Source organism: Streptomyces sp. ALI-76-A (assembly GCF_030287445.1).
In the GTDB taxonomy this organism is placed as follows: Bacteria; Actinomycetota; Actinomycetes; order Streptomycetales; family Streptomycetaceae; genus Streptomyces.
This window is the reverse complement of sequence record NZ_JASVWB010000002.1, coordinates 6,260,612-6,284,604: the sequence shown is the minus strand read 5'-3', so window position 1 is coordinate 6,284,604 and position 23,993 is coordinate 6,260,612. Positions and strand designations below refer to the sequence as shown.

18 protein-coding genes and 2 pseudogenes are annotated in these 23,993 nt (G+C 73.0%); 6 read left to right on the top strand and 14 right to left on the bottom strand.

Going from position 1 to position 23,993, the window contains the following annotated elements:
• Window positions 1–38: 38 nt before the first annotated feature.
• From QQS16_RS29230 to QQS16_RS29220, 3 genes are all read right to left on the bottom strand, one after another.
• A complete protein-coding gene (locus QQS16_RS29230) occupies window positions 39–1,490 on the bottom strand; it encodes an aldehyde dehydrogenase family protein (protein ID WP_286065035.1) in 1,452 nt (483 codons plus the stop codon).
• Window positions 1,491–1,717: 227 nt separating this feature from the next.
• Window positions 1,718–3,388 carry a PucR family transcriptional regulator gene (locus QQS16_RS29225; RefSeq protein WP_286065034.1) on the bottom strand — a complete coding sequence of 557 codons (1,671 nt, stop codon included), beginning with the start codon at window positions 3,386–3,388 and terminating at the stop codon, window positions 1,718–1,720.
• A 124-nt stretch (window positions 3,389–3,512) separates the two neighbouring features.
• Window positions 3,513–5,639, bottom strand: a complete 2,127-nt coding sequence (locus tag QQS16_RS29220) for an ATP-binding protein (protein WP_286065033.1) — start codon at window positions 5,637–5,639, stop codon at window positions 3,513–3,515.
• Window positions 5,640–5,907: 268 nt separating this feature from the next.
• Between QQS16_RS29220 and gabT the strand changes: the two genes are divergently transcribed.
• The 3 genes and pseudogenes from gabT to QQS16_RS29205 all read left to right on the top strand — a co-directional run bounded on the left by gabT (window position 5,908) and on the right by QQS16_RS29205 (window position 9,413).
• A complete protein-coding gene (gene gabT, locus QQS16_RS29215; protein ID WP_286065032.1) occupies window positions 5,908–7,242 on the top strand; it encodes a 4-aminobutyrate--2-oxoglutarate transaminase in 1,335 nt (444 codons plus the stop codon).
• Between the two features lie 298 nt (window positions 7,243–7,540).
• Window positions 7,541–8,444: pseudogene (locus QQS16_RS29210) on the top strand (phosphatase PAP2 family protein); the annotation flags it as partial.
• Between the two features lie 60 nt (window positions 8,445–8,504).
• Window positions 8,505–9,413: an SMP-30/gluconolactonase/LRE family protein gene (locus QQS16_RS29205; protein ID WP_286065030.1), complete on the top strand. Its 909-nt coding sequence runs from the start codon at window positions 8,505–8,507 to the stop codon at window positions 9,411–9,413.
• Window positions 9,414–9,453: 40 nt separating this feature from the next.
• Here the strand turns inward: QQS16_RS29205 and QQS16_RS29200 are convergent, their stop codons facing one another.
• The 7 genes from QQS16_RS29200 to QQS16_RS29170 form a co-directional block, all read right to left on the bottom strand.
• Window positions 9,454–9,930: a hypothetical protein gene (locus QQS16_RS29200; protein WP_286065029.1), complete on the bottom strand. Its 477-nt coding sequence runs from the start codon at window positions 9,928–9,930 to the stop codon at window positions 9,454–9,456.
• Between the two features lie 125 nt (window positions 9,931–10,055).
• On the bottom strand, window positions 10,056–11,474 hold the full coding sequence (locus QQS16_RS29195; RefSeq protein WP_286065028.1) for an NAD(P)/FAD-dependent oxidoreductase: 1,419 nt from the start codon (window positions 11,472–11,474) through the stop codon (window positions 10,056–10,058).
• A gap of 27 nt (window positions 11,475–11,501) precedes the next feature.
• A complete protein-coding gene (locus QQS16_RS29190; protein WP_286065027.1) occupies window positions 11,502–12,302 on the bottom strand; it encodes an ABC transporter permease in 801 nt (266 codons plus the stop codon).
• On the bottom strand, window positions 12,303–13,232 hold the full coding sequence (locus QQS16_RS29185) for an ABC transporter permease (protein WP_286065026.1): 930 nt from the start codon (window positions 13,230–13,232) through the stop codon (window positions 12,303–12,305).
• Window positions 13,232–14,392 carry an ABC transporter ATP-binding protein gene (locus QQS16_RS29180; protein ID WP_286066491.1) on the bottom strand — a complete coding sequence of 387 codons (1,161 nt, stop codon included), beginning with the start codon at window positions 14,390–14,392 and terminating at the stop codon, window positions 13,232–13,234. The genes QQS16_RS29185 and QQS16_RS29180 overlap by 1 nt, the downstream gene beginning before the upstream one ends.
• A gap of 5 nt (window positions 14,393–14,397) precedes the next feature.
• Complete coding sequence (locus QQS16_RS29175; RefSeq protein WP_286065025.1) at window positions 14,398–15,645, bottom strand: polyamine ABC transporter substrate-binding protein; 1,248 nt, start codon at window positions 15,643–15,645, stop codon at window positions 14,398–14,400.
• A 59-nt stretch (window positions 15,646–15,704) separates the two neighbouring features.
• Window positions 15,705–17,240 (bottom strand): gamma-aminobutyraldehyde dehydrogenase, encoded by a 1,536-nt coding sequence (locus QQS16_RS29170; RefSeq protein ID WP_286065024.1) that lies wholly within the window; start codon window positions 17,238–17,240, stop codon window positions 15,705–15,707.
• A gap of 208 nt (window positions 17,241–17,448) precedes the next feature.
• On the opposite strand from QQS16_RS29170, the gene ybiA reads away from it, so the two are divergent.
• Entirely contained in the window at window positions 17,449–18,018 is a 570-nt protein-coding gene (gene ybiA, locus QQS16_RS29165; RefSeq protein WP_286065023.1) for a riboflavin biosynthesis intermediates N-glycosidase, read from the top strand.
• A gap of 87 nt (window positions 18,019–18,105) precedes the next feature.
• Here the strand turns inward: ybiA and QQS16_RS29160 are convergent, their stop codons facing one another.
• Window positions 18,106–18,612: a DUF4190 domain-containing protein gene (locus QQS16_RS29160; protein WP_286065022.1), complete on the bottom strand. Its 507-nt coding sequence runs from the start codon at window positions 18,610–18,612 to the stop codon at window positions 18,106–18,108.
• 136 nt (window positions 18,613–18,748) lie between these two features.
• Window positions 18,749–19,477, bottom strand: coding sequence for a DUF4190 domain-containing protein (locus QQS16_RS29155; protein ID WP_286065021.1), 729 nt, complete (start codon window positions 19,475–19,477; stop codon window positions 18,749–18,751).
• A 112-nt stretch (window positions 19,478–19,589) separates the two neighbouring features.
• Between QQS16_RS29155 and QQS16_RS29150 the strand changes: the two genes are divergently transcribed.
• Both QQS16_RS29150 and QQS16_RS29145 read left to right on the top strand, forming a co-directional pair.
• Window positions 19,590–20,729, top strand: a complete 1,140-nt coding sequence (locus QQS16_RS29150) for an adenosine deaminase (protein ID WP_286065020.1) — start codon at window positions 19,590–19,592, stop codon at window positions 20,727–20,729.
• Window positions 20,730–20,817: 88 nt separating this feature from the next.
• Window positions 20,818–21,609 carry a glycerophosphodiester phosphodiesterase gene (locus QQS16_RS29145; RefSeq protein WP_286065019.1) on the top strand — a complete coding sequence of 264 codons (792 nt, stop codon included), beginning with the start codon at window positions 20,818–20,820 and terminating at the stop codon, window positions 21,607–21,609.
• 168 nt (window positions 21,610–21,777) lie between these two features.
• On the opposite strand, the pseudogene QQS16_RS29140 reads toward QQS16_RS29145, so the two are convergent.
• Together QQS16_RS29140 and QQS16_RS29135 are read right to left on the bottom strand one after the other, a co-directional pair.
• Window positions 21,778–22,056, bottom strand: a pseudogene (locus QQS16_RS29140) (NADP oxidoreductase); the annotation flags it as partial.
• 39 nt (window positions 22,057–22,095) lie between these two features.
• The gene (locus QQS16_RS29135) at window positions 22,096–23,805 is read right to left on the bottom strand and encodes an RNA polymerase sigma factor (protein ID WP_286065018.1); all 1,710 of its coding nucleotides are present in this window, start codon (window positions 23,803–23,805) and stop codon (window positions 22,096–22,098) included.
• Window positions 23,806–23,993: the final 188 nt, after the last annotated feature.

Below are 23,993 nucleotides of genomic sequence, written 5' to 3'. Positions count from 1 at the left end.
AATGGTTCCCATGAGCCAGAGGGGGCAGGGTGCCCGGCTCAGAGCGCGAGGCCGGTCAGGACCAGCACCCGCTCGTAGGTGTAGTCGTCCATCGCGAACCGCACGCCCTCGCGGCCCACGCCGGACTGCTTGACGCCGCCGTACGGCATCTGGTCGGCGCGGTAGGAGGGGACGTCGCCGATGACGACCCCGCCGACCTCCAGCGCGCGGTGGGCACGGAAGGCGGTCTGGAGGTCGTGGGTGAACACGCCCGCCTGGAGGCCGTACTTGGAGTCGTTGACGGCGGCGAAGGCCTCCGCCTCCCCGTCCGTCTTCCGTACGGTGAGAACGGGTCCGAAGACCTCCTCGCAGGAGATCGTCGTGTCGGCCGGCACGTCGGCGAGGACGGTCGGCGCGTAGGAGGCGCCGTCGCGCTCGCCGCCGGTGAGCAGGGTCGCCCCGGCCTCGACGGCTTCCCGCACCCACGTCTCGACCCGCCGGGCGGCGTCCTCGCTGACCAGCGGTCCGACGTCGGTCTTGTCGTCGCTCGGGTCACCGGTGACCTGCGCTTCGACGGCGGCGACCAGGCGCGGGAGGAGCCTGTCGTACACGGAGGCGTCGGCGATGACCCGCTGCACGGAGATGCAGGACTGGCCGCCCTGGTAGTTGGAGAAGGTGGCGATGCGGGTGGCGGCCCAGTCGAGGTCGGCGTCGGAGGCGTAGTCCCCGAGGACGACGGCGGCGCCGTTCCCGCCCAGCTCCAGGGTGCAGTGCTTGCGCGGCACCGAGTCCATGATCGCGTAGCCGACCTTCTCGGAGCCGGTGAACGAGATCACGGGGAGCCGCTCGTCCTGGACGAGGGCGGGCATCCGGTCGTTCGGGACGGGCAGGATGCTCCACGAACCGGCGGGGAGGTCCGTCTCGGCGAGCAGCTCACCGATGACGAGACCGGAGAGCGGGGTGGCGGGGGCCGGCTTCAGGATGATCGGCGCGCCGGCCGCGATGGCCGGGGCGATCTTGTGGGCGCACAGGTTCAGGGGGAAGTTGAACGGCGCGATACCGAGGACGACGCCCTTCGGGAAGCGGCGGGTGAGGGCGAGGCGGCCCTGGCCGCCCGCGTCGGTGTCGAGCCGCTGGGCCTCGCCGCCGTTGAACCGGCGGGCCTCCTCGGCGGCGAACCGGAACACGGAGACGGCCCGGCCGACCTCGCCCCGAGCCCACTTGACCGGCTTGCCGTTCTCGGCGGAGATCAGCCGCGCGATCTCCTCGGTGCGCTCGACGAGCCGCTTGCTGACGTGGTCGAGGGCGGCGGCGCGGACATGGGCCGGGGTGGCGGCGAAGTCCTCGCGGACGGCGTACGCGGCGGCCACCGCCTCCTCGATCTGGGCGTCGGTCGGCACGGCGACGTCGCCGACGAGGCGGCCGTCCCACGGGGAGGTGACGGCGAAGGTGTCCTCGCCGGTGACCTGGCGGCCGGCGAGCCAGAAGGCGTGGGCGTGGGTGGAAGTCATGTGCTGTTCCGGCCCTTCCGCGTTGGGGGTGTGCTTCGGATGTCGGGGTCCACGGTAGGGCGGGGGCGGGCGGGGAGTGTTTGGCCGGGGTGGAGTGGTGGGGGCTGGGGGTGCGCCGTTGTGGCGGGGTGGGTGCGGGGTAGGTCTCGCCCCCGCCGCCCCTGTCCGTTCCCGCCCCGGGGGCTCTGCCCCGGCCCCGCTCCTCGAACGCCGGAGGGGCTGGAGCCCTACTCCGATGTCGTCGCCTTCAGCGCCAGCCAGAGTTCCATCCGCACATCGGGGTCGTCCAGCGACCGCCCGAGGATCTCCTCGACCCGGCGCATCCGGTACCGCAGGGTGTGCCGGTGGACTCCCAGGTCCGCGGCCGCCGCGTCCCACTGGCCGTGCCGGGACAGCCACGCGCGCAGCGAGGCCACCAGGTCTCCCCGTCCCCGCGCGTCGTGCTCGTGCAGCGCCCGCAGCAGGCCGTCCGCGAACGCCCGTACCGCGTCGTCCGCGAGCAGCGGCACCACCGAACCGGCCGCCAGCTGCTCGTGCTCCACGCACACCCAGCCCCGTCGCCGGGCCACGGACAGCGCCTGTTCGGCCTGCTTGTACGCGGCGGACGCGGCGATCGGCCCGGCCGGCGCCGACAGCCCGACGACCAGTTCGTGGTCCTCACCGGCGGCGGCCTGGTCGGCCCGCGCGGCCTCCAGCGCCGCCGCGTACTCCGCGCACGCGGCCACCGCGGCACCCCCGTCCGCGACCAGCACCACCAACCGCTGCGCCTCTCCCCCGCCCTCGGGCACGACCAGCACCGCCTCCCCGGACCGTGCCGCCGCCGACTCCACGACCTCGGTGAGCGCGCCCAGCGGGTCGCCGTTGGTGTCGGCGGCGGCGAGCGTCGCGGCCGTCGCCTTGGTGAGCGGCACCCGTGCGGGCCCGTCGGCCTGCACCCGCGCGGCCGACGCGGCGGACGCCGACTCGGCGACGATCATCCGGAAGGGGGCGTCCAGCAGTTCGCCGTACAGGTCTCCGGCGACCGCCCGCGCGTGGTCCGGCTCCCCCGCGAGCAGCATGCGCAGCACCGCCGCCCCGAGCCGCTGTTCGGCCGCGTGCAGGGACCGCGAGCGCTCCGTGGTGAGCGTCAGCAGGGCGATGGCCGAGTGGACGGCGTACCGCTCGGCCGTACCGAGTGCGGCGGCGGTGCCCACGGCCAGGGCCGCGCGCGGTCGCCGCCCGGTGCCGAGCGAGTGCAGTTCGATCCGGTCCTCGTGCTCGGGGCCGCCGACGACCGACGAGGCGGGCGCGGGCCGCTCGCGCAGCCGCTCGACGTCCCCGGTCAGCCGGGCGGCCCGGCGGCCGGCCCACTCCGGGGCGGTGGCGACGACGGCGCCCGAGGCGTCGTAGAGCGCCGCCCAGCCGTCCACGTGGGAGGCGAGCGCGGCGAGCAGTCCCTCCGGGCCGGCCGCGAGGGTCTGTCTGGTCAGTTCGCGCTGCGCGGCGAAGCCCGCCGTCACCGCCTGGTACTGGTCGGCCGCGATGGCCGCCGAGACGGCCTTGCTGATGGCGAGGAACGGCGTGCGGCGCGGGACCTCCAGCAGCGGCAGCCCCTCCTGCTCCGCCGCGTCGACCAGCGCCCGGGGGATCTCCTCGTAGGTCACCCCTACGGCGAAGCCGAGCCCGACGACCCCGGCCTCGACCAGCCGCTTCACATAGCGGCGCATGGCCGCGGCGTCCTCGGCGTCCAGCTTCAGCGCCGTGATGAGCAGCAGTTCCCCGCCCTCCATGTAGGGCACCGGGTCGGCCAGCTCGCTGACGTGCGCCCAGCGGACGGGCACGTCCAGGCGGTCCTCGCCCGCCCGCACGGTCAGCTTGAGCGCGGAGTGGTGGACGAGCGAGGCGAGCGTGGGGGGCATGGGGCCTTCAGAGAGGGGTGACCGTCGTGATCGCGGTGATCTTTTGGCCGCCATGTATGAACGACCTGTGCCGATTGTGCCTCACCGTACGGTCCCCGTGTGACCTGACGCCCCTGTGCCCTGCTCAGCCCCGCAGGTCCACCAGCAGCGGCGGCGCGTGCTCCCCCTTCACGTTCGTCAGCGACAGCACCGCGTGCCCCGGCGGCACCCCGTGCGCCAGCTCGGACGCGGACCACCGCTCCCGCTCGACCTGCCGCACGGTCACCGCCCGCGCGGTCGGCGCCTTGCCGGTGATCACCCGGCGCACCATGTGCAGCGCCTTGCCGGCCGGGGTCTCGGCGATGATCTGCCGGTCGGTGACGTCCGTGGCCTGGGTCCACTCCTTGCCCCACACCTCGGCGAAGTCCTGTCCGTCCCACGGGGTGAGTCCGGACAGCGCCATCCGGCATCCGGCGGCCCCGAGCAGCGGCCCGCGCAGCGCCCTCGGTACGTCGTCCAGGGTGCGCAGCGTCAGCACGACCCCGGCGTTGCCCGACCGCAGCCGCTGGATGCCGCGGACCGCCTCCGGGGTCACCACGCCGGTGGCGTCGTCGAGGATCAGGCAGGCGAACAGCGACCGGTCCTCGCGGACCGCGACACTCGCCGTGAACTGGGCCAGCACCAGCCGCGCCAGCATCCGCGAGGCGTCGGCGTGCCCGCGCTGCGGGAGGTCGACGCGGACCCGCACCGGATGGTCCAGCGCCTTCAGCGAGAAGGGCCGCGACCGCCCGGACGTGTCGAAGAACCCCGCGAAGGCCGGCCGGTCGAGCAGCGCCACCCGGTCCGCGAGCACGCCCCCGACGTCTCCCGGGTGCCCCATCTGCCGTTCCCGGGCGTCCAGTTCCCGCAGCAGCGAGTCCTGCCCGGAGTCCTCCAGCCCCTTGCGCAGCGCGGCCAGCGGCCCGGGCGCCCCGTCGAGCAGCTGCCGCAGCTCCGGTACGGAGGGGAAGCGGCCGTGCACCGCCCAGAACGGTCCGAGGAGCTGGGCGAGGACGGTGGTGGACCGGCGGGTGTCGCCGCCCTGGTGCGGCTCGGCGAGGTCCCCGACGAGCGCCTCGGCGAGCACGGCCGCCGCCTCGTCCGGGTCGGTCGTCCCGCCGTACAGGTCGAGGTCGTAGACGGATTCCGGGTTCCCGATCCGGACGACGACGTCGTACGCCTCGGTCGGGCCGAGCCCGGCGCCGGCCGCGCCGACCACGACGACGGCGGCCCGGCCGGCGAGCGCGTGCAGGCACAGCGACTCGGCGAGCGGCCGCACCACGGTCCCGGTCTTGCCGGACCCGGCCGGTCCGACCGCGAGCAGGGAGGTGCCGAGCAGGTCGGGCCCGAGGCCGAGGCCGGCGCCGCGGTAGGCGTACGGGTTGCGGGCGTCGTCGGCCGTGGTGCCGAGCCGCACCTGGCCGGTGACCAGGTCGTGCCGGGCGAGCCGGCCCGGCAGGTCCCGCTCGCCGGAGGGATGCGGACAGGCGGCGGCGCCCTCCTGGAGCACGGCGCCGGTGAAGGTGGCGAGACTGTGCCGACCGCTGCGCACGCCCTGCCAGGCGCGGGTGATCCGGGCGTGGTCGACGTCCCGCATCAGCCCGGCCCGCGCCTCGGCGGCGAGCCGCTCGGCCGCGTCGACGACCCCGGCGGCCCGCAGCTGGGGCCACTCGGCGGGGTCCTGCCCGGGAGTGGGCGGCCGCTCGGGCGCCGGTGCGGTCCGGTTCCAGGCGGGCGGGCCGAAGCGGCGCCAGATCTCGCCCCAGCGGCCGAGACGCCCGACGACGAGCATGATCGTGAGGGCGATCAGGGTGTAGTAGCCGTACCAGAGGACCGCGTTGCCGACGCGGTCGTCGCTGTGCCGCCAGGAGTCCGGGGTGAACAGTTCCAGGGGCAGTACCCACCAGCCGCCGAGGTAGCCGTTCCACAGCAGCGACCAGACCAGCCAGCCCACCAGGAACGCGATCACCGCCCCGCTGAGCAGCTGCCGCGTCGGGATCCGCTCGGGCTCCTCGTCCGGCCGGGGCGTGTACCCGAACCGCCACACGCCGGGCGCCGCCTCCGGACGGGGCGTGCGCAGCCACGTGAGGAAGGCCGAGCCGTCCGGCATCGGGGGCATGCCCGGGGCCGCGGCGGGCCGCGGCGGCATCGCCGGGATCTCCGGGGGCCTCGCCGGACGTGGCACCGGGTTCGCATGCGTACCCCGCGCGTCCTGCGTCCCGTCGCTGTCCATCGTCCTCGCCCCTTGACCTGCCGTTCCGTCCACCGTCAGCGAGTCAATCTAACGCCCTCGCAAGGGGAGTTCACCGCTTACGCGGCCGGGTCCGCACCGGCCGGTCCGTACCCGGCTATGTCCACGACGGACAAGCCGTGCCGCCGAGAACGCCCACATGGAGCATGCCCACCCCTCCCTCCCCGTCCTAGCCTGCGAGAAAAGAAGTCGAGCGTCCTCAGCACGCCCACCCGGAATCTCCGGTTCGCAAGACATCAGGGAGCCCCCCATGACCGCACTTCCGCAGCAGCGCCGCGTCGTCACCGCCATCCCCGGCCCGAAGTCGCAGGAGCTGCAGGCCCGCCGTACCGCCGCGGTCGCGGCCGGTGTGGGCTCGGTGCTCCCGGTCTTCACCGCGCGCGCGGGCGGCGGGATCATCGAGGACGTCGACGGCAACCGTCTGATCGACTTCGGCTCGGGCATCGCGGTCACGTCGGTGGGCGCCTCCGCCGAGGCCGTCGTCCGCCGGGCCTCCGCCCAGCTCGCCGACTTCACCCACACCTGTTTCATGGTCACGCCGTACGAGGGGTACGTGGAGGTCGCCGAGGCCCTCGCCGAGCTGACCCCGGGCGACCACGCCAAGAAGTCGGCGCTGTTCAACTCGGGCGCCGAGGCCGTCGAGAACGCCGTCAAGATCGCCCGCGCGTACACCAAGCGCCAGGCGGTCGTCGTGTTCGACCACGGCTACCACGGCCGGACCAACCTCACGATGGCGCTGACCGCGAAGAACATGCCGTACAAGCACGGCTTCGGTCCCTTCGCGCCCGAGGTCTACCGGGTCCCGGTGGCCTACGGCTACCGCTGGCCGACCGGCCCGGAGAACGCGGGTCCGGAGGCCGCCGCGCAGGCCATCGACCAGATCACCAAGCAGGTCGGCCCGGACAACGTGGCCGCGATCATCATCGAGCCGGTGCTGGGCGAGGGCGGCTTCATCGAGCCGGCCAAGGGCTTCCTGCCCGCGATCAGCGAGTTCGCCTCCGACAACGGCATCGTCTTCGTCGCCGACGAGATCCAGTCCGGCTTCTGCCGCACCGGCCAGTGGTTCGCCTGCGAGGACGAAGGCATCGTCCCGGACCTGATCACGACGGCGAAGGGCATCGCCGGCGGCCTTCCGCTGGCTGCCGTCACCGGCCGCGCCGAGATCATGGACGCCGCGCACGCGGGCGGCCTGGGCGGCACCTACGGCGGCAACCCGGTCGCCTGCGCGGGCGCGCTGGGCGCGATCGAGACGATGAAGGAGCTGGACCTCAACGCCAGGGCCAAGGCGATCGAGGCCACCATGAAGGCCCGCCTCGGCGCCATGGCCGAGAAGTTCGACCTGATCGGCGACGTCCGCGGCCGCGGCGCGATGATCGCCGTCGAGCTGGTCAAGGACCGTACGACGAAGGAGCCGGCCCCCGAGGCGACGGCCGCGCTGGCCAAGGCCTGCCACCAGGAGGGCCTGCTGGTCCTGACCTGTGGCACCTACGGCAACGTCCTGCGCTTCCTGCCCCCGCTGGTGATCGGCGAGGACCTGCTGAACGAGGGCCTCGACATCATCGAGCAGGCCTTCGCGCGGATCTGACGGAACTCCCGCGGTGCGGCCGGTGGTTCCGGAGGTGCGGCCGGGTTCCGTGTGGCGCGGCCCGGGTTCCCGAAGGCGCGGCGGGCGGCTTTCGCCCGTATCCGGCGGAATCGTCACCCGTACGGCGGGCCGTCGCGTGCGCATCTGACGGGTGGCCCGCACACCTGATTCCGCCGGTGGCAGACCGTGTGAAGAAGGTGTGCGGGGTGGATGACAGGACGCGGTAGCGCCTGTCCTCGGCCCTTCCCCTGACGTAGGTTCTACCCAGATGAGAGATACACCCCGCCCACAGGGGACTGTGGGCGAGATCAGGCCGGGGCCTCCCCAGCTTCGACCTGGTCGTGCCCTCGCGCACACAAACGGAGCTTCCGGCTCCGGATCTCCTCACCGATCGGACAGTCGCCCGCCCCAAACCCCCCGGGGCGCGCGACCATCCGATCCGTTCGGCCGCCCCGGAACCACCCCCCCTGTTCCGGGGCGGCCGACCTCCCTCTTCCTCCTCCTCGGGCTGCCGGCCCTGACCTTCGCGCTCATCACCTGGCAGGTCGTCGCCGACGGCCCGCTGACGCGCGCGGACGAGCGCGTCAGCCGTGTCCTGGTCCACCCGGACCGCGCCTCCGACCTCCTCGCCGACCTGGGCAACGTCCAGGTGGCCGTGCCGGTCCTGGCCGCCGCCCTGGCCTGGGCGGCCTGGCGCTCCCGCCGCACCGGTACAGACCGGTGGTGGCTCCCGTCCGCCGCGGCGGCGCTCCTGATGGCCCTGGTGCCGGCCCTGGTCGTCCCGCTGAAGGAATTCACCGACCGCCCCGGCACCCCCGTGATGCCTCCCGGCACCGGCTACTTCCCCTCCGGCCACACCGCCACGGCCGCCGTCGCCTACGGCTCGGCGGCCCTGCTCCTCGGGCCCTGGCTGCGCGCCCGCGCCCGCCGGGCCGTCGTCGCCCTCTGCGCCCTGATCGTCGCGGGCGTCTCCTTCGGCCTGCTCCGCCGCGGCTACCACTGGCCCCTGGACGTGGTGGCCAGCTGGTGCCTGTGCGCGGTGCTGCTCTCGTCGCTGCGGCTGTTCCTCCGGCGTCTCACCGCCCGGTGACCGCGGCGCGCGCCGGCGCGCGCCTGAGCACGACGGCCGCGCCGCCCGCGATGACCAGGGCGAGGACCCTCTGCCGGGCGCCTCGGAGTCGACGTCGACCGCGATGGCCCGGTGAACCCCCTGATCGCGTTACGTTGAACGCCGTCCCGGCCCGCCCCTCCGAGAGGACCCCATGCCCGCCGACGGCCTGTACGACATCCTGGACGACCGCTTCCGTACCGGACACTGCGCCGACGGTGACAGCAGGCTGGAGGTCCTGTACGACGACTGCCGCTGGGCCGAGGGCCCGGTGTACCTGCCCGCCTGGCGCCAGGTGATCTGGAGCGACATCCCGAACGACCGCCTGCTGCGGTGGGACGAGGCCACCGGTTCCGTCGGCGTCTTCCGCGCCCCGGCCGGCCACAGCAACGGCAACACCCTCGACCGGCGGGGCCGTCTGGTCAGCTGCGAGCAGGGCAACCGCCGCGTCACCCGCACCGAGCCCGACGGGACCGTGACCGTCCTCGCCGACCGGTACGCCGGCAAGCGCCTCAACAGCCCGAACGACTCCGTCGTCCGCTCCGACGGCACGATCTGGTTCTCCGATCCGGACTTCGGCATCACCAGCGACTACGAGGGCCACCGCGCCGAGTCCGAGATCGGCGCGTGCCACGTCTACCGGATCGACCCGGTGACGGGGACCGTGCACCTGGCCGCCGACGGGTTCGAGGGACCCAACGGCGTCGTCCTGTCCCCCGACGAGCAGCGGCTGTACGTCTCCGACTCGCGGGCCGCCCGGATCCACGTCTTCGAGGTCCGCGAGGACGGCACGCTGTCCGAGGGGAGGGTCTTCGCCGAGGCCCGGGGCGACGTCCACTTCGACAACATCCGCTTCGACGACGAGGGCCGCCTGTGGGCCGCCGCCCTGGACGACGGCGTCCACTGCTACGACCCCGACGGCACCCTCATCGGCCGGCTGCGCGTCCCCGAGCCCGTCTCCAACCTCGCCTTCGGCGGTCCGAAGAACAACCGCCTCTTCCTCACGGCCACCACCTCCCTCTACTCGCTGATGATGTCGGTGACCGGCGCACCGCGCGTCTGACGGAGGGCAGCGCCCTCCGGGCCCTTCTGCCGGAGACCCGTCAGAAGGGCCCCGGCCCCCTGCCCCCCTGGTCCCCCTCCGTCGCCGGCCCCGCCGCCGCCTCGTGCATGGCCAGCTCCAGGAGGGCCGGGTCGGTGAGGGTGCCGGAGCCGTCCGGAGGGACCAGCCAGCGGACGCCTCGGGTGGAACGGCCCGGGTACGGCACGACGATCCAGGTGCCGGGGCCCGCCGTGCGGATGCCCGTGCCGACCCAGCGGGCCGCGGTGCCCGGCGGGACGAGGAAGCCCATCCGGGCGTCGCCGAAGTCGACGAGCACGGGACCCGGCTGGTCGATGACGCGGATGAGGACGTCGAGGGTGGGGTAGCCGAGTCCGCCCGGCAGGATCAGTACGTCCCAGGCCTTGCCCGCGGGCAGGAGTGCGACCCCGACGGGGTTGCGCTCCCATTCCCGGCGGCGGGCCCCGGGGTCGGGTACGACGGATGCGAGCCACTCCACCGCCGTCTTCGCCGCGGCCATGAGGGGACCTCCTGTTCTGTCGTGTACGCGCGTCACGTCAGAGGGAGAGGGAGGTCCCCGGCAGGCATCACGCGGGTCCCGGCGGCTCGTTGGAGTGAACCGGACCGCACCGCGGCGACGGGGCGTCAGCTGTCGAAGCCCAGCCCGAGCCGGTCCATCGTCCGCAGCCACAGGTTGCGCCGGCCCCCGTGGGCGTCCGCCCGCGCCAGCGACCACTTGGTGAGCGCGATGCCCGTCCAGGCGAGGGGCTCCGGCGGGAACGGCAGGGGCTTCTTGCGGACCATCTCCAGCGAGGTGCGCTCCGTCGCCTCCCCCGCCAGCAGGTCCAGCATCACCTCGGCGCCGAACCGGGTCGCCCCGACTCCCAGGCCCGTGTAGCCCGCCGTGTACGCCACCCGGCCGTCGTGGGCGGTGCCGTAGAACGCCGAGAAGCGGGTGCAGGTGTCGATCGCGCCGCCCCACGCGTGGGTGAAGCGGACGCCCTCCAGCTGCGGGAAGCAGGTGAAGAAGTGCCCGGCGAGCTTGGCGTACGTCTCCGGCCGGTCGTCGTACTCGGCGCGCACCCGGCCGCCGTACGGATAGATCGCGTCGTAACCGCCCCACAGGATCCGGTCGTCCGCGGTCAGGCGGAAGTAGTGGAACTGGTTCGCCGAATCCCCGAGGCCCTGCCGGTTCTTCCAGCCGATCGCGGCAAGCCGGTCGGCCGTCAGGGGCTCGGTCGTCAGCGCGTAGTCGTAGACCGGGACGGTGTACGCCCGGACGCGTCTGACCAGGTTCGGGAAGATGTTCGTGCCGAGGGCGACCCTGCGGGCGCGGACCTGACCGTAGGGCGTGCGGACGGCCATCCCGGCGCCGTACGGCCTCAGGGTGAGCGCGGGCGTGTGCTCGTGGACGCGGACGCCGAGCGCGAGGCAGGCCCGCTTCAGGCCCCAGACGAGCTTGGCCGGGTTGAGCATCGCCACCCCGCGGCGGTCGTGGAGGCCGGCCTGGAAGGTCGGGGAGGCCACCTGCTCGCGTACCGCGTCCGCGTCCAGGAACTCCACGCCGTCGGCGAGGCCGGCCCGCTCCATCTCCTCGTACCGGTCCCGCAGTTCCCGCGCCTGGTACGGCTCGGTCGCCACGTCGATCTCACCGGTGCGCTCGAAGTCGCAGTCGAGGCCGTACCGGGCGACCGCCCGCTCGATCCCGTCGAGGTTGCGGGCGCCCAGCTCCTGGAGCCGGTGGATCTCGCCGGGCCAGCGGGCGAGGCCGTTGGGCAGGCCATGGGTGAGGGAGGCGGCGCAGAAGCCGCCGTTGCGGCCGGAGGCGGCCCAACCCGCCTCGCGGCCTTCCAGCAGGACGACATCCCGCCCGGGGTCGCGCTCCTTGGCGAGGAGCGCGGTCCACAGCCCGCTGTACCCGCCGCCGACGACCAGCAGGTCGCAGGTCTCGGTGCCGGTGAGGGCGGGCTCCGGGCGGGGCCTGCCGGGGTCGTCCAGCCAGTACGGGACCGGCTGGGCGTCGGAGAGGGACTCGGTCCAACGGCTCATGGCGCTCGGGGCCATGATGTCAACTCCCTACAGGGTTGTCGTCTACGCCTTGTGCTTGGTGCGGCGGTTCCCGATGACCATCGAGGCCAGGACGGACAGGACGGCGACCAGGAACATGGCCGTACCGATGACGTTGATCTGCACGGGTGTTCCGCGCTGTGCCGAGCCCCAGACGAACATGGGGAAGGTGACGGTGGAACCCGCGTTGAAGTTGGTGATGATGAAGTCGTCGAAGGAGAGCGCGAAGGCGAGCAGCGCGCCGGCCGCGATGCCCGGGGCGGCGATCGGCAGCGTGACCCGGACGAACGTCTGGAACGGTCCGGCGTACAGGTCCTGGGCGGCCTGCTCCAGCTTCGGGTCCATCGACATCACGCGCGCCTTCACCGCCGTCACGACGAAGCTCAGGCAGAACATGATGTGCGCGACGAGGATGGTCCAGAAGCCCAGCTGGGCGCCCATGTTGAGAAACAGGGTGAGCAGTGAGGCGGCCATGACGACCTCGGGCATCGCCATCGGCAGGAAGATCAGCGAGTTGACGGCACCGCGCGCCCGGAACCGGTAGCGGACCAGCGCGAAGGCGATCGCCGTGCCGAGGGCGGTCGCGCCGAGCGTCGCCCAGAAGGCGATCTGGAGGCTGAGGGACAGGGAGCCGCACATGCCGGAGACCCCGCACGGGTCCTTCCAGGCGTCCGTGGAGAACTCCTGCCACTCGTAGTTGAAGCGCCCCTTCGGTCGGTTGAAGGAGAACACCGTGACGACGATGTTCGGCAGCAGGAGATAGCCGAGGGTCAGCAGTCCCGCGATGACGACGAGATGGCGCCTGAGCCAGGTGACGAAGGCCATTTAGACCAGATCCTCCGTTCCGGACCTGCGGATGTAGACCGTGACCATGACGAGGATCGCGGCCATGAGGATGAAGGAGAGGGCCGCGGCCGTCGGGTAGTCGAGGACGCGCAGGAACTGCCCCTGGATCACGTTGCCGACCATGCGGGTGTCGGTGGAGCCGAGCAGGTCCGCGTTGACGTAGTCGCCGGCCGCCGGGATGAAGGTCAGCAGCGTGCCGGAGACCACGCCCGGCATCGACAGCGGGAAGGTGACCTTGCGGAAGACCGTGGCCGGCCGCGCGTACAGGTCGCCCGCCGCCTCGTGGAGCCGTCCGTCGATGCGCTCCAGCGAGGAGTACAGCGGAAGGATCATGAACGGCAGGAAGTTGTACGTCAGTCCGCACACGACCGCGAGGGGCGTGGCCAGCACGCGGTCGCCGGAGGTCCAGCCGAGCCAGCTGGTGACGTCCAGGACGTGCAGCGTGTTGAGGGCGCCGACGACCGGGCCGCCGTCCGCCAGGATCGTCTTCCAGGCCAGGGTGCGGATCAGGAAGCTGGTGAAGAAGGGGGCGATCACCAGGATCATGATCAGGTTCCGCCAGCGGCCGGCGCGGAAGGCGATGAGGTAGGCGAGGGGGTAGCCGAGCAGCAGGCACAGCACCGTCGCGGCGGCGGCGTAGGCGACCGAGCGCAGGAACTGCGGCCAGTACTCGCTCAGCGCGTCCCAGTAGGTCGCGAAGTGCCAGGTGACCTTGTAGCCCTCCTCCAGGGAGCCCGTCTGCACGGACGTGGAGGCCTGGTAGATCATCGGCAGCGCGAAGAAGACGAGCAGCCAGAGGATGCCGGGCAGCAGGAGCCAGTACGGGACGAGACGGCCGCGCCTGCGCGGGGGCTTCTTCGTGGGCGTCTCGGGCGCCAGCGGCGGGGGCGCCTCGGTGAGGGTCGACATCAGGCCGCCTCTTCCCCGGTGTCCACGCCGGCGTCGATGTCCTGCGCCGCGTCCAGGCCGAAGGTGTGCGCCGGGCTCCAGTGCAGGACCACCTCGGCGCCGGGCACCAGCCGGGGGTCGCGGTCGACGTTCTGGACGTAGACCTCGAACTCCGGGCAGACCGCGCTGTCGATGACGTACTGCGTGGAGACGCCGATGAAACTGCCGCTGGCGATCGTGCCGGTGATGCGGTTGCGCCCCTCGGGGATCTCGCCGGCGGCGTCGGCGTGGGTGAGGGAGATCTTCTCCGGGCGGACGCCGACCAGGACCTTGCCGCCGGTCGCCGCCGGGGCGGAACAGCGCGCCTCGGGCAGGACGAGCTTGCCGCCGCCCGCCTTCAGGACGATGTCGTCGCCGCTCCGGGAGTCGACCTCGGCCTCGATCAGGTTCGACGTGCCGAGGAAGTTGGCGACGAAGGTGGTGTGCGGGTTCTCGTAGAGGTCCGCGGGCGAGCCGAGCTGCTCGACGCGGCCCGCGTTCATCACGGCGACCGTGTCGGCCATCGTCATGGCCTCCTCCTGGTCGTGCGTGACGTGCACGAAGGTGATGCCGACCTCGGTCTGGATGCGTTTGAGCTCCAGCTGCATCTGGCGGCGCAGCTTGAGGTCGAGGGCGCCGAGGGGCTCGTCGAGGAGGAGCACCCTGGGGTGGTTGATCAGCGCGCGGGCGACCGCGACCCGCTGCTGCTGGCCGCCGGAGAGCTGATGCGGCTTCTTGCGGGCCTGCTCGCCGAGCTGGACGAGGTCGAGCATCTCCCCGACCTGTTTCTTCACGCTCCTGATGCCGCGCCGGCGCAGTCCGAAGGCGACGTTCTCGAAGATGTCGAGGTGCGGGAAGAGGGCGTAGGACTGGAAGACGGTGTTCACCGGCCGCTTGTACGGCGGGAGCGCCGTCACGTCCTGGTCGCCCAGCCGCACGGTGCCGCTCGTGGGCTCCTCCAGGCCCGCGATCATGCGCAGGGTGGTGGTCTTGCCGCAGCCGGAGGCGCCGAGCAGGGCGAAGAAGGAGCCCTGCGGGACGGTCAGGTCGAGCGGGTGCACGGCGGTGAAGGAGCCGTAGGTCTTGCTGATGCCCGTCAGGCGGACGTCGCCGCCGTGGTCGGTCCTGTTCGTCGTCGTCACAGCGGTCACGCCCCCGTCAGCTTCGCGAACTTCTCTTCGAACTCGGTCTCTTCCGTCGAACTCAGCGAGCGGAAGGCGTGGGACTTCTCGGCCATGGCCTTGTCCGGGATGATCAGCGGGTTGTTCGCCGCGTCCTCGTCGATCTTCGCCAGCTCGGCCTTCACCCCGTCGACGGGACACACGTAGTTGATGTACGCGGCCAGTTCGGCGGCCGGCTTCGGCTCGTAGTAGAAGTCGATGAGCCGTTCGGCGTTCGTCTTGTGCCGGGCCTTGTTGGGGATCAGCAGGTTGTCGGTCGACGTCATGTAGCCGCTGTCCGGGATCAGGAAGTCGATGTCGGGGCTGTCCGCCTTGAGCTGGACCACGTCACCGGCCCAGGCGACGCAGGCCGCGAAGTCGCCGCTGCTGAGGTCGGAGGTGTAGTCGTTGCCGGTGAAGCGGCGGATCTGGCCCCGGTCGACGGCCTTCTGGAGGCGGGCGATGGCCGCGTCGTAGTCGTCGGCGGTGAACGTCGCCGGGTCCTTGCCCATGTCCAGCAGGGTCATGCCGACGCTGTCGCGCATCTCCGACAGGAAACCGACCCTGCCTTTGAGCTTGGGGTTGTCGAGCAGGTCGGAGACCGACGTCACCTCGACGCCGTCGAGTGCCTTCTTGTTGTAGGCGATGACCGTCGAGATGCCCTGCCACACGTACGAGTAGGCGCGGCCCGGGTCCCAGTCGGGGCTGCGGAACTGCGCGGACAGGTTGGCGTAGGCGTGCGGGAGGTTGGCCGGGTCGAGTTTCTGCACCCACCCGAGGCGGATCAGGCGACCGGCCAGCCAGTCGGTGAGGACGATGAGGTCGCGGCCGGTGTCCTGGCCCGCGGCGAGCTGCGGCTTGATCTTGCCGAAGAACTCGTTGTTGTCGTTGATGTCCTCGGTGTACTTGACCTTGACGCCGGTCCGCCGCGTGAACTGGTCGAGGGTGGGGTGGTGCTTCCCGGTCTCGTCGACGTCCATGTACTCGGTCCAGTTGGAGAAGGAGACGGTCTTCTCCTTCGCCGAGCGGTCGTCCGCCGAGACCCCGCCCTGCGTCTTGCCCGCCGCCGGGATGCCGCAGGCGCTCAGCGCGCCGAGACCGCCGGCCGCGAGCGCGCCGCCCGCGGAGGCGCGCAACAGGGAGCGCCGGGTCATGGCGGCCCGGCCGTTCCTGAAGCTGCGCCGCATGGCGGCCACCTGGGCCGGGGACAGGCGGTCGGGCTCGTACTGCTCCATGCGCGTGGTGCCCTTTCGGGAGGGTGTGGGCGGCCGCGGGTCAGGCGGCCCGAATACGGCTATCGGTCCCCGAAGATCGTGCGGTGCCAGTCCTTGCGGGGCACCGCCGTGTTGTCGAACATGACGTGCTTGATCTGCGTGTACTCCTCGAACGAGTACGCGGACATGTCCTTGCCGAAGCCGGACGCCCGGTACCCGCCGTGGGGCATCTCGCTGATGATCGGAATGTGGTCGTTGACCCAGACGCAGCCCGCCTTGATCTCGCGGGTGGCGCGGCCTGCCCGGTAGACGTCCCGGCTCCAGGCGGAGGCGGCGAGCCCGTACGGGGTGTCGTTGGCCAGCCGGATCCCCTCGTCGTCGGTGTCGAAGGGCAGGACGGCCAGGACCGGCCCGAAGATCTCGGACTGGACGATCTCGCTGTCCTGGGCGGCGTCCGCGATCAGGGTGGGGCGATAGTAGGCGCCGTTCCTGAGATCCCCCTGCGGGGCCTCACCGCCGGTCACCACGCGCGCGTAGGCCCGCGCCCGGTCGACGAACCCGGCCACCCGGTCGCGCTGGGCGTGTGAGATCAGCGGGCCGAGATCGGTGCCCGGCGCGAAGGGATCGCCCAGCCGGACCGTCTCCATGAGGGCGGCCGTCCGCTCGACGAACGCCTCGTAGAGGGGCCGCTGCACGTACGCGCGCGTGGCGGCCGTGCAGTCCTGCCCGGTGTTGATGAGCGCGCCCGCGACCGCGCCGTGGACGGCCGCCTCCAGGTCGGCGTCGTCGAAGACCAGGAAGGGCGCCTTGCCGCCGAGCTCCAGGTGGAGGCGCTTGACGGTGGCCGTGGCGATCTCGGCGACGCGCTTGCCGACGGCGGTGGAGCCGGTGAACGAGGTCATGGCCACGTCCGGGTGGCCGACGAGGCGTTCGCCGGCCTGCGTGCCGGTGCCGGTGACGATGTTGACGACACCGTCCGGGATCCCGGCGTCGGTGGCCGCCCGGGCGAAGAGCAGCGAGGTGAGCGGGGTGAGCTCGGCGGGCTTGAGCACGATCGTGTTGCCCGCGGCGATGGCCGGGAGGATCTTCCAGGCGGCCATCTGGAGGGGGTAGTTCCAGGGTGCGACGGAGCCGACGACGCCGATGGGCTCGCGGCGGACGTACGAGGTGTGGTCGCCGGAGTACTCGCCGGCGGACTGTCCCTGGAGGTGCCGGGCGGCGCCCGCGAAGAACGCGATGTTGTCGATCGTGCCCGGGACGTCGAACTCGCGGCTCAGCTTCAGCGGCTTGCCGCACTGGAGGGACTCCGCGCGGGCGAACACCTCCGCGCGCTCGGCCAGCACGGCGGCGAACCGGTGCAGGGCGTCGGAACGCTCGCCCGGGGTGGCCGACGACCAGCCCGGGAAGGCCGCGCGGGCAGCGGCCACGGCCGCGTCCACGTCGGCGGCGCTCGCCAGTTCGTACGGATACACCTCCTCGCCGGTCGCCGGGTCGACGACCGCGTGCGTACGGCCGGAGGTGCCCTGGGCCGGGCGGCCCGCGATGAACTGGGCGCCGTCCGCGAGGTGTTCCTGGGGCGCGAACCGGCCGGGGGTGGCAGTGCCCGGGTTGTGCATGTCGCTCTCCTCCGCCGTCGCCCCGCTCACGGAGGCGGATGACGTAGCTCCAGCTCGATTTGACTGCTGATCCTGACAGAGCAAAGGCGGTCCAACAAGTGATTCCGTTGTTGCCTTTTGGTTACGCGACGGAATCTGTCGACCAGGTGTCGAGCGGCCCTGGAAAAGAGGGGACAGGATGTCGGTGGTGCCTGTCAGACTCGCGGGCATGGCGGGAACCACGGGGAAGATCGACTCGCACGAGGCGCTGGTCAGGCAGGTCAGGGCGGGGGCGCGGATCAAGTATCTGCACTTCTGGGGCCACCGGCCGCGCCCGGACGGCCGGGTGGGGGCGAGCTGTCTGAGCCAGTGGTGGCCGTCGCCGTTCACGGTGGACGGCGTCTCCTACGCGACTGCCGAGCACTGGATGATGGCGCGCAAGGCGCGGCTGTTCGACGACGCCCAGGCGGAGCGGCAGGCGCTGGCGGCCAGATCGCCGGCCGAGGCCAAGAAGGCGGGCCGGCTCGTGCGCGGCTTCGACGACGAGACCTGGCGGCGCGAGCGGTTCCAGATCGTGGTCGAGGGCAGCGTCCACAAGTTCGCCGCGCACCCCGAGCTGCGCTGGTTCCTGCTGACCACCGGCACCCGGGTGCTGGTGGAGGCGAGCCCCGTGGACCGGGTGTGGGGCATCGGTCTGGCCGCGGACGACGAGGCGGCTCAGGATCCCGAGCGGTGGCGCGGGCCGAACCTGCTGGGCTTCGCGCTGATGGAGGCGCGGGAGCGGCTGCGGGCCGGATGAAGGTGAGGCCGGTCCCCGGGCCGGACGAGGCGGGTCCGGTCCCCGGGGCGGCCCCGCCTCAGCGCCTCAGGGCGCTCCTCCGAAGCCTCAGGACGCCGCCCCGAAGGCACCCATCACGCTCGCGAACAGGATGACCCCCAGCAGCGGGAGGATCACGGTGGCGACGATCCCGCAGACCAGTCCGGCGGTCGCCGCGCCCTTGTTGGTGGCCTCGCCGCGGTTGGCCTTGCCGCGGCCGATCGCGCCGAAGATGATGCCGAGGATCCCGAGGATGACCCCGAAGAACCACAGGAAGAACGTCACGCTGCACACGACGCCGATGATGCCCAGCACCAGCCCCGTCGTGCCCATGCCGTTGCTCGGCTGCGGCGCCATGGCGTAGCCGGGGTAACCGGGCGTCTGCGGGTAGGCGCCCACCGCGGGAGCCACCGGATAGGACGGGGCCTGGCCCGGATAGGACGGACCCGGGCTCGGATAGCCGTAGCCCGGAGCGGACTGCGGATAGGCGTAGCCCCCGGCCGGCTGCTGCGGCGGTTGCGACGGCGGCGGTGGCGGTGGCCCGAACCCACCGGATCCGGGATTGGCGTCGGACATGAACTGCTCTCCCCTCGTTGCCCTGCCAGGGCATCGTAGTGGCCCTGGTCACCTCGGGGGGCGCCGTTCCGGCAGGCCGCCGGGGCCGGTGCGCCGACGGCGCGTGGCCGGTGCGCGGCGGTACCCGGCCGGTACGTCAGTGGTGCGCGACCGTCGTCGACGCCGACGCCGCCGCGGCCCGGAGGGCGTTGTAGGGGTCGTCGTAGTAGTCGTCCGAGTTGATCGCGGCCGTGATCCCGATGGCGAGCAGGACGATCACCGCGACGCCCAGGATGATGCCGATGACGCCCGTGATCAGGCCGGCCTGCGCCTGGCCGTGATTGTTGGCCTCGCCGCGCTCGGCCCGCTTCTTCCCCTTGAGACCGAAGACCACGGCGAGGATGCCGAGCACGATCGACACGATGCCGTAGAGGCAGAACAGGCAGCAGGACAGGATGCCCAGCACCATCGCCGCGATGCCCATGCCGTTCTGCGGGGGCGGCTGCATACCGGGCCAGCCGTAGCCGGGGGGATAGGAGGGGTAGCCGTATCCGCCGGGGGCCGCGGGGCCGGTGGGCGCGACGGGCGGGGGAGGTACGGCACCGGGTCCGCCGGAAGCGGTCGCGCCCGGGGAGGCCGCGGCGCCGGGCGGCGGGTAGCCGGGCGAGCCGTGGCCGGGGGCGGCGAACCCGTCGGCGGCGGGCATCGAGGTGACCGTGGCCTGGTTGTGCACGGACGGCGGCTGCGAGGCGGGCGGTCGGCCGGTGCCGGGGGTCTCGCCGGTGCCGGGCGCCTGGTTCTTGTCCAGGGACGGCTTGTTCTCCGGCGCCGCCCAGGGGTCGTGACCGCCACCGGCCCCGCCGTTCGGCTCCGTCGCGTCCGTCATGTCATGTCCCCCTCGGTCGTTCTGTGCCGCCATGCTACGGCCTCACCTCCGGCCCGCCTCAGGCCGGTCCCGGCCCGGCCCGGCAGCGGGGATCCCCCGCCCACGGCCTACGATGTGCACCGCACTCGATCAGCCGATCACCCGCGCCGCACCCCGCCCGGTGCCCGGCGCCCTGCCCGGGGAGGCCCCCATGACCGACCACCTCGTCGACGCACATGTCCCCCGCGACCTGCGCGCCTTCATCGCGTCGCTGCCCAAGGCCGAACTGCACGTGCACCACGTGGGCTCCGCCTCCCCGCGCATCGTCTCCCAACTGGCCGCCCGCCACCCCGACTCCAAGGTGCCCACCGACCCCGAGGCCCTGGCCGACTACTTCTCCTTCACGGACTTCGCCCACTTCATCGACGTGTACCTGTCCGTCGTCGACCTGGTCCGCACCCCGGAGGACGTACGGCTGCTGACGTACGAGGTGGCCCGGGAACTGGCCCGTCAGCAGGTGCGCTACGCCGAGCTGACCATCACCCCGTTCTCCTCGGTCCGGCGCGGGATAGACGAGCTCGCGTTCATGGCGGCGATCGAGGACGCCCGCAAGGCGGCGGAGGCCGAGTTCGGGACCGTCCTGCGCTGGTGCTTCGACATCCCCGGCGAGGCCGGCCTGGAGGCCGCCGAGGAGACGACCCGGCTGGCCACCGACGACCGGGTGCGGCCGGAGGGACTGGTCTCCTTCGGGCTCGGCGGACCCGAGATCGGTGTGCCCCGGCCGCAGTTCAAGCCGTACTTCGACCGGGCGATCGCCGCCGGACTGCGGTCGGTGCCGCACGCCGGCGAGACCACCGGCCCCGAGACGGTGTGGGACGCGCTCACCCACCTGCGCGCCGAGCGCATCGGACACGGCACCAGCTCCGCGCGCGACGAGAAGCTCCTCGCCCACCTCGCCGAGCACCGGATCGCGCTGGAGGTGTGCCCCACCTCCAACATCGCCACGCGCGCGGTCCCGGCCCTCGACGAGCACCCGATCAAGGAGTTCGTGCGGGCCGGGGTGCTGGTCACCGTCAACTCCGACGACCCGCCGATGTTCGGCACCGACCTCAACAACGAGTACGCGGTCGCCGCCCGGCTGCTGGACCTCGACGAGCGGGGCGTGGCCGAGCTGGCGAAGAACGCGGTCGAGGCGTCGTTCCTGGACGCGGCCGGCCGGACCCGGATCAAGGACGAGATCGACGCGTACACCGCTGCCTGGCTCGCCTCCTGAGGCACGACCTCAGCCGCGGCCGGTGCGAGCTCGCGCGGCCACCCCGGCGACCCGTCCGGCACCGCCCGGCGCCCACCACAATGGACCCATGCAGAAGCTGACCGCCGTGGCCCACCGCGGCGACCCCTACCGGGTCCGTGAGAACACCGTCGACTCACTGCGTTCCGCGCTCCGGCGGGGCGCGGACGCGGTCGAGATCGACGTACGGCTCACCCGGGACGGCGTCCCCGTCCTGCTGCACGACCACACGTTGAAGCGGCTGTGGGAGCACGACCGGCCGCTGCTCGCGCTGTCCGCCGACGAGGTGCGCGGGCTCACGGACGGCAGGGTGCCGACGCTCGCGGAGGCCCTCGACGCGACCGACGGCAGCCGGGTGATGCTCGACCTGCCGGGCACCCCCGACGTGCGGGTGGCCCGCCGGATCGTGGACGTCGTCCGCGAGCGCGGGGCACAGGACCGCGTCTACTACTGCGCGGGCGCCCCGGCCATGCTCGCGGTCCGCGCCGCCGACGCGGCCGCGGAGATCGCGCTGACCTGGACGACGCTGGCGCCGCCCCGGCCCGCGTTGCTGGCGGCGGTACGGCCGCGCTGGCTCAACTACCGCTTCGGGCTGGTGGACCGCGCCCTCGCCGACCGCGTGCACGCCGACGGCCACCTGCTCTCCGTCTGGACCCCCGACACCCGCCGCTCCATGCGCCGCCTGCTCGCCCTGGGCGTCGACTCGATCACCACCAACCGCATCGACACCCTGTGCGCCCTGCGCGACAGCGACTGCGACAACAGCGGCGGCACCGGCACCGGCCGGCCCCTGCCCGCGAACCGCCCCGTGGCCACGGGGCACACCGGAATCACCGGACGCGGCGCCCAGGGCGGGAGCTAGTGCCGTGGCAGGCAACGTTCGCCCCGTCGCGACGCCCGGCACGCCCTCTCGCCGCACCGGCCGAAAGCCCAAGTACATCCAGTACGAGGGCTTCCGGCCGGCACGCCGAGAGCACGCACCGGACGCCGCTCCTTGACGGGCGAACGTTGCCTGCCGCGGCACTAGCCGCGGTCCCGCGAACTCCACGGGCGGTGCGATCGCCTGTGCGTCCGCCCCCTGCCCCACGCACAGCCCCGTCAGCAGCGCCGCCGTCGCCTCCAGCAGCGGGGCGCGGTCCGGTCCCCCGGCGTTCAGCGGGCGGCAGCCGTGGTCGCGCACGAGTCGCCGGACGACGGACAGCGCCGGTTCGTCGTCCCCCGCACAGGGAACCGCGAGGGGGCGGCCGTGGAGGACCGGCGGGGGCAGCCGCCAGACGTCGACAGGGCAGAACGCCTTCGGCGCGTGGGCCTTCGAGCACGGCGTCGAGGTGATGGAGGCGCGGGACCGTCACACGCGGGAGTCCTGAGGGACGGTCGCCGGATCGGCCGGGTTCGCGCGGGTGACGTACTGCGGCACCGGCGCCGCGTCCGTGCCGGTGTCACGGACCAGGCCGTGGCGGATCACACCCTGGGCGGGGCCGGTCGTGATGTCCTCGGTCACCGCGTCCCAGGTCGTCGGGAAGACGCTGACGCCGTAGTCGGCGCCCCGCTCGTTCACCGTGAGGGTGACGTCGCCGTCGACGTAGAAGTACTCGTTCTGCCACATCTGCTGGGTGCCGTCCGGCAGGACGGCGTAGCCGATGTCCGGTCCGCCCATGCCGGTGGCGTAGCCGTCGGGGGTGCCGGGGAGCGGGTCGTCCATGCGGCGGCCGCCGCCCGAGGCCACGTGGAAGAGCCGGCCCCTGAGGCCGGTCCAGGCGGGCATCACCAGGCCGCCGGGCCGGTACTTGGGGGAGATCTGCCAGCGGACGAGGACATAGCCCCGCCCGGTGAGCGTGACGCCGTCGCCACGGTGGTTCAGCACGGCGTGCGCGCCGCCGGTGCTGGTGATCCCGGGCTCGGGCCGGTGCGGCAGGGCCGCGGGCACGGCGTCCGGGTCGGGTGCCCGGTCGACACCGTCGACGACGCTGCCGTAGGCGTCGGCCGGGCGCGGCCGGGGCTGCGACCGGGAGGGCGAGGGGGAAGAGGAAGAGGAAGGGGAAGGGGAGGGCGAAGGGGAGGCGACGGTCGGGGGCGCCTGGGCGGATGTGGCGGTCGGGCCCGGGGAGGTGACGGCGGCGCGCGGGGGCGGGGCGTCCGGGGTCCGCGTGACGACGTAGGCGCCGCCCGCGACCATGGTCGCGCCCGCCGTCACGGCGACCAGCGGTTGGGTCAGCGCGCTCAGCACCTTGGCGGACCAGCCGGCGGAGGTGCCGAGAGACGCGCCGACGGCGGTCGCGGCGACGGCCGTCTTGCCGCCGAGGGCCAGCGAGAGCGTGAAGCCGACCGGCACCGGGACGAGCGCGATCCCGACGAGCAGACGCTCCGCCGGTACGACCGACGCGCGGGCGTCGCCGCAGTAGCCGCAGCCCCGGATGTGCCGGGCCAGCCGCTTGCGCCAGACCGAGTCCGGGGAGCCGTCCCAGCGGCCGGTCAGGTCGCGCAGGCCGGGGCAGGCGCCGTCCAGGGCCCGCACGATGCCGCGCGAGGTCTCCAGGCGTTCCTTCATCCGCTGGACGCGTACGGCGGCGTGCTGCCGGCTGATGCCGACGGCCGCCGCGAGGTCCCGCCGGGTGAGTTCGCCGGCGACCTCCAGCCACCACAGCGACAGCAGTTGCCGGTCCTCGTCGTCGAGCCAGCGCACCGCCTCCGCGACCTCGCGCCGCTGGCCCTCCAGCTGGAGCCTGAGGACGGTCAGCTCGGCGAAGTCGGCGGCGTCCCGCGGGGCCGACTCGTCCAGCCGGGCCGGGGTCCGGCGGCGGGCGCGGTCCCGGATCTGCCGCATGGCGATCGCCACCAGCCAGGACCGGAAGCTGTCCGGGTCGCGCAGCGAGCCGAGGTGGTCGACGGCTCGCAGCATGGTCTCCTGCACGACGTCGTCGACGTCGGCGTGGCCGTTCAGCGCCCGGCCCACGATGTTGTAGACCAGCGGGAGCCAGCCCGCGACCAGCTCGTCCAGCGCCCGCCGGTCGCCGGCCTGCGCCGCCGCGATGGTGTCGCGCCAGTCCCGCGTGTCCACGTCGTCCTCTCCGAGGGTCGAAGGCCGCTGTCCCCGGTGAGGTCACCGCGTCCCTGCACGCACCCTCTCAGGCGGGCACGGGGTGGTGGTTATGCCGGGGATCACAGCGTGGAGACGGCGTGACGGCGTCCGCGATAACAGTTTTTCCCTGCCCCTAGGGGTGCTCCCCCACAACACCCATGCGCGGC

Coding starts and splice junctions, on each gene's coding strand:
- QQS16_RS29150 (WP_286065020.1), top strand. CDS start 19,590: ATGTGCACCGCACTCGATCAGCCGATCACCCGCGCCGCACCCCGCCCG.
- QQS16_RS29170 (WP_286065024.1), bottom strand. CDS start 17,240: ATGCACAACCCGGGCACTGCCACCCCCGGCCGGTTCGCGCCCCAGGAA.
- gabT (WP_286065032.1), top strand. CDS start 5,908: ATGACCGCACTTCCGCAGCAGCGCCGCGTCGTCACCGCCATCCCCGGC.
- QQS16_RS29220 (WP_286065033.1), bottom strand. CDS start 5,639: ATGGACAGCGACGGGACGCAGGACGCGCGGGGTACGCATGCGAACCCG.
- QQS16_RS29230 (WP_286065035.1), bottom strand. CDS start 1,490: ATGACTTCCACCCACGCCCACGCCTTCTGGCTCGCCGGCCGCCAGGTC.
- QQS16_RS29185 (WP_286065026.1), bottom strand. CDS start 13,232: ATGTCGACCCTCACCGAGGCGCCCCCGCCGCTGGCGCCCGAGACGCCC.
- QQS16_RS29145 (WP_286065019.1), top strand. CDS start 20,818: ATGCAGAAGCTGACCGCCGTGGCCCACCGCGGCGACCCCTACCGGGTC.
- QQS16_RS29175 (WP_286065025.1), bottom strand. CDS start 15,645: ATGGAGCAGTACGAGCCCGACCGCCTGTCCCCGGCCCAGGTGGCCGCC.
- QQS16_RS29225 (WP_286065034.1), bottom strand. CDS start 3,388: ATGCCCCCCACGCTCGCCTCGCTCGTCCACCACTCCGCGCTCAAGCTG.
- QQS16_RS29205 (WP_286065030.1), top strand. CDS start 8,505: ATGCCCGCCGACGGCCTGTACGACATCCTGGACGACCGCTTCCGTACC.
- QQS16_RS29190 (WP_286065027.1), bottom strand. CDS start 12,302: ATGGCCTTCGTCACCTGGCTCAGGCGCCATCTCGTCGTCATCGCGGGA.
- QQS16_RS29155 (WP_286065021.1), bottom strand. CDS start 19,477: ATGACGGACGCGACGGAGCCGAACGGCGGGGCCGGTGGCGGTCACGAC.
- QQS16_RS29195 (WP_286065028.1), bottom strand. CDS start 11,474: ATGGCCCCGAGCGCCATGAGCCGTTGGACCGAGTCCCTCTCCGACGCC.
- QQS16_RS29200 (WP_286065029.1), bottom strand. CDS start 9,930: ATGGCCGCGGCGAAGACGGCGGTGGAGTGGCTCGCATCCGTCGTACCC.
- QQS16_RS29160 (WP_286065022.1), bottom strand. CDS start 18,612: ATGTCCGACGCCAATCCCGGATCCGGTGGGTTCGGGCCACCGCCACCG.
- ybiA (WP_286065023.1), top strand. CDS start 17,449: ATGGCGGGAACCACGGGGAAGATCGACTCGCACGAGGCGCTGGTCAGG.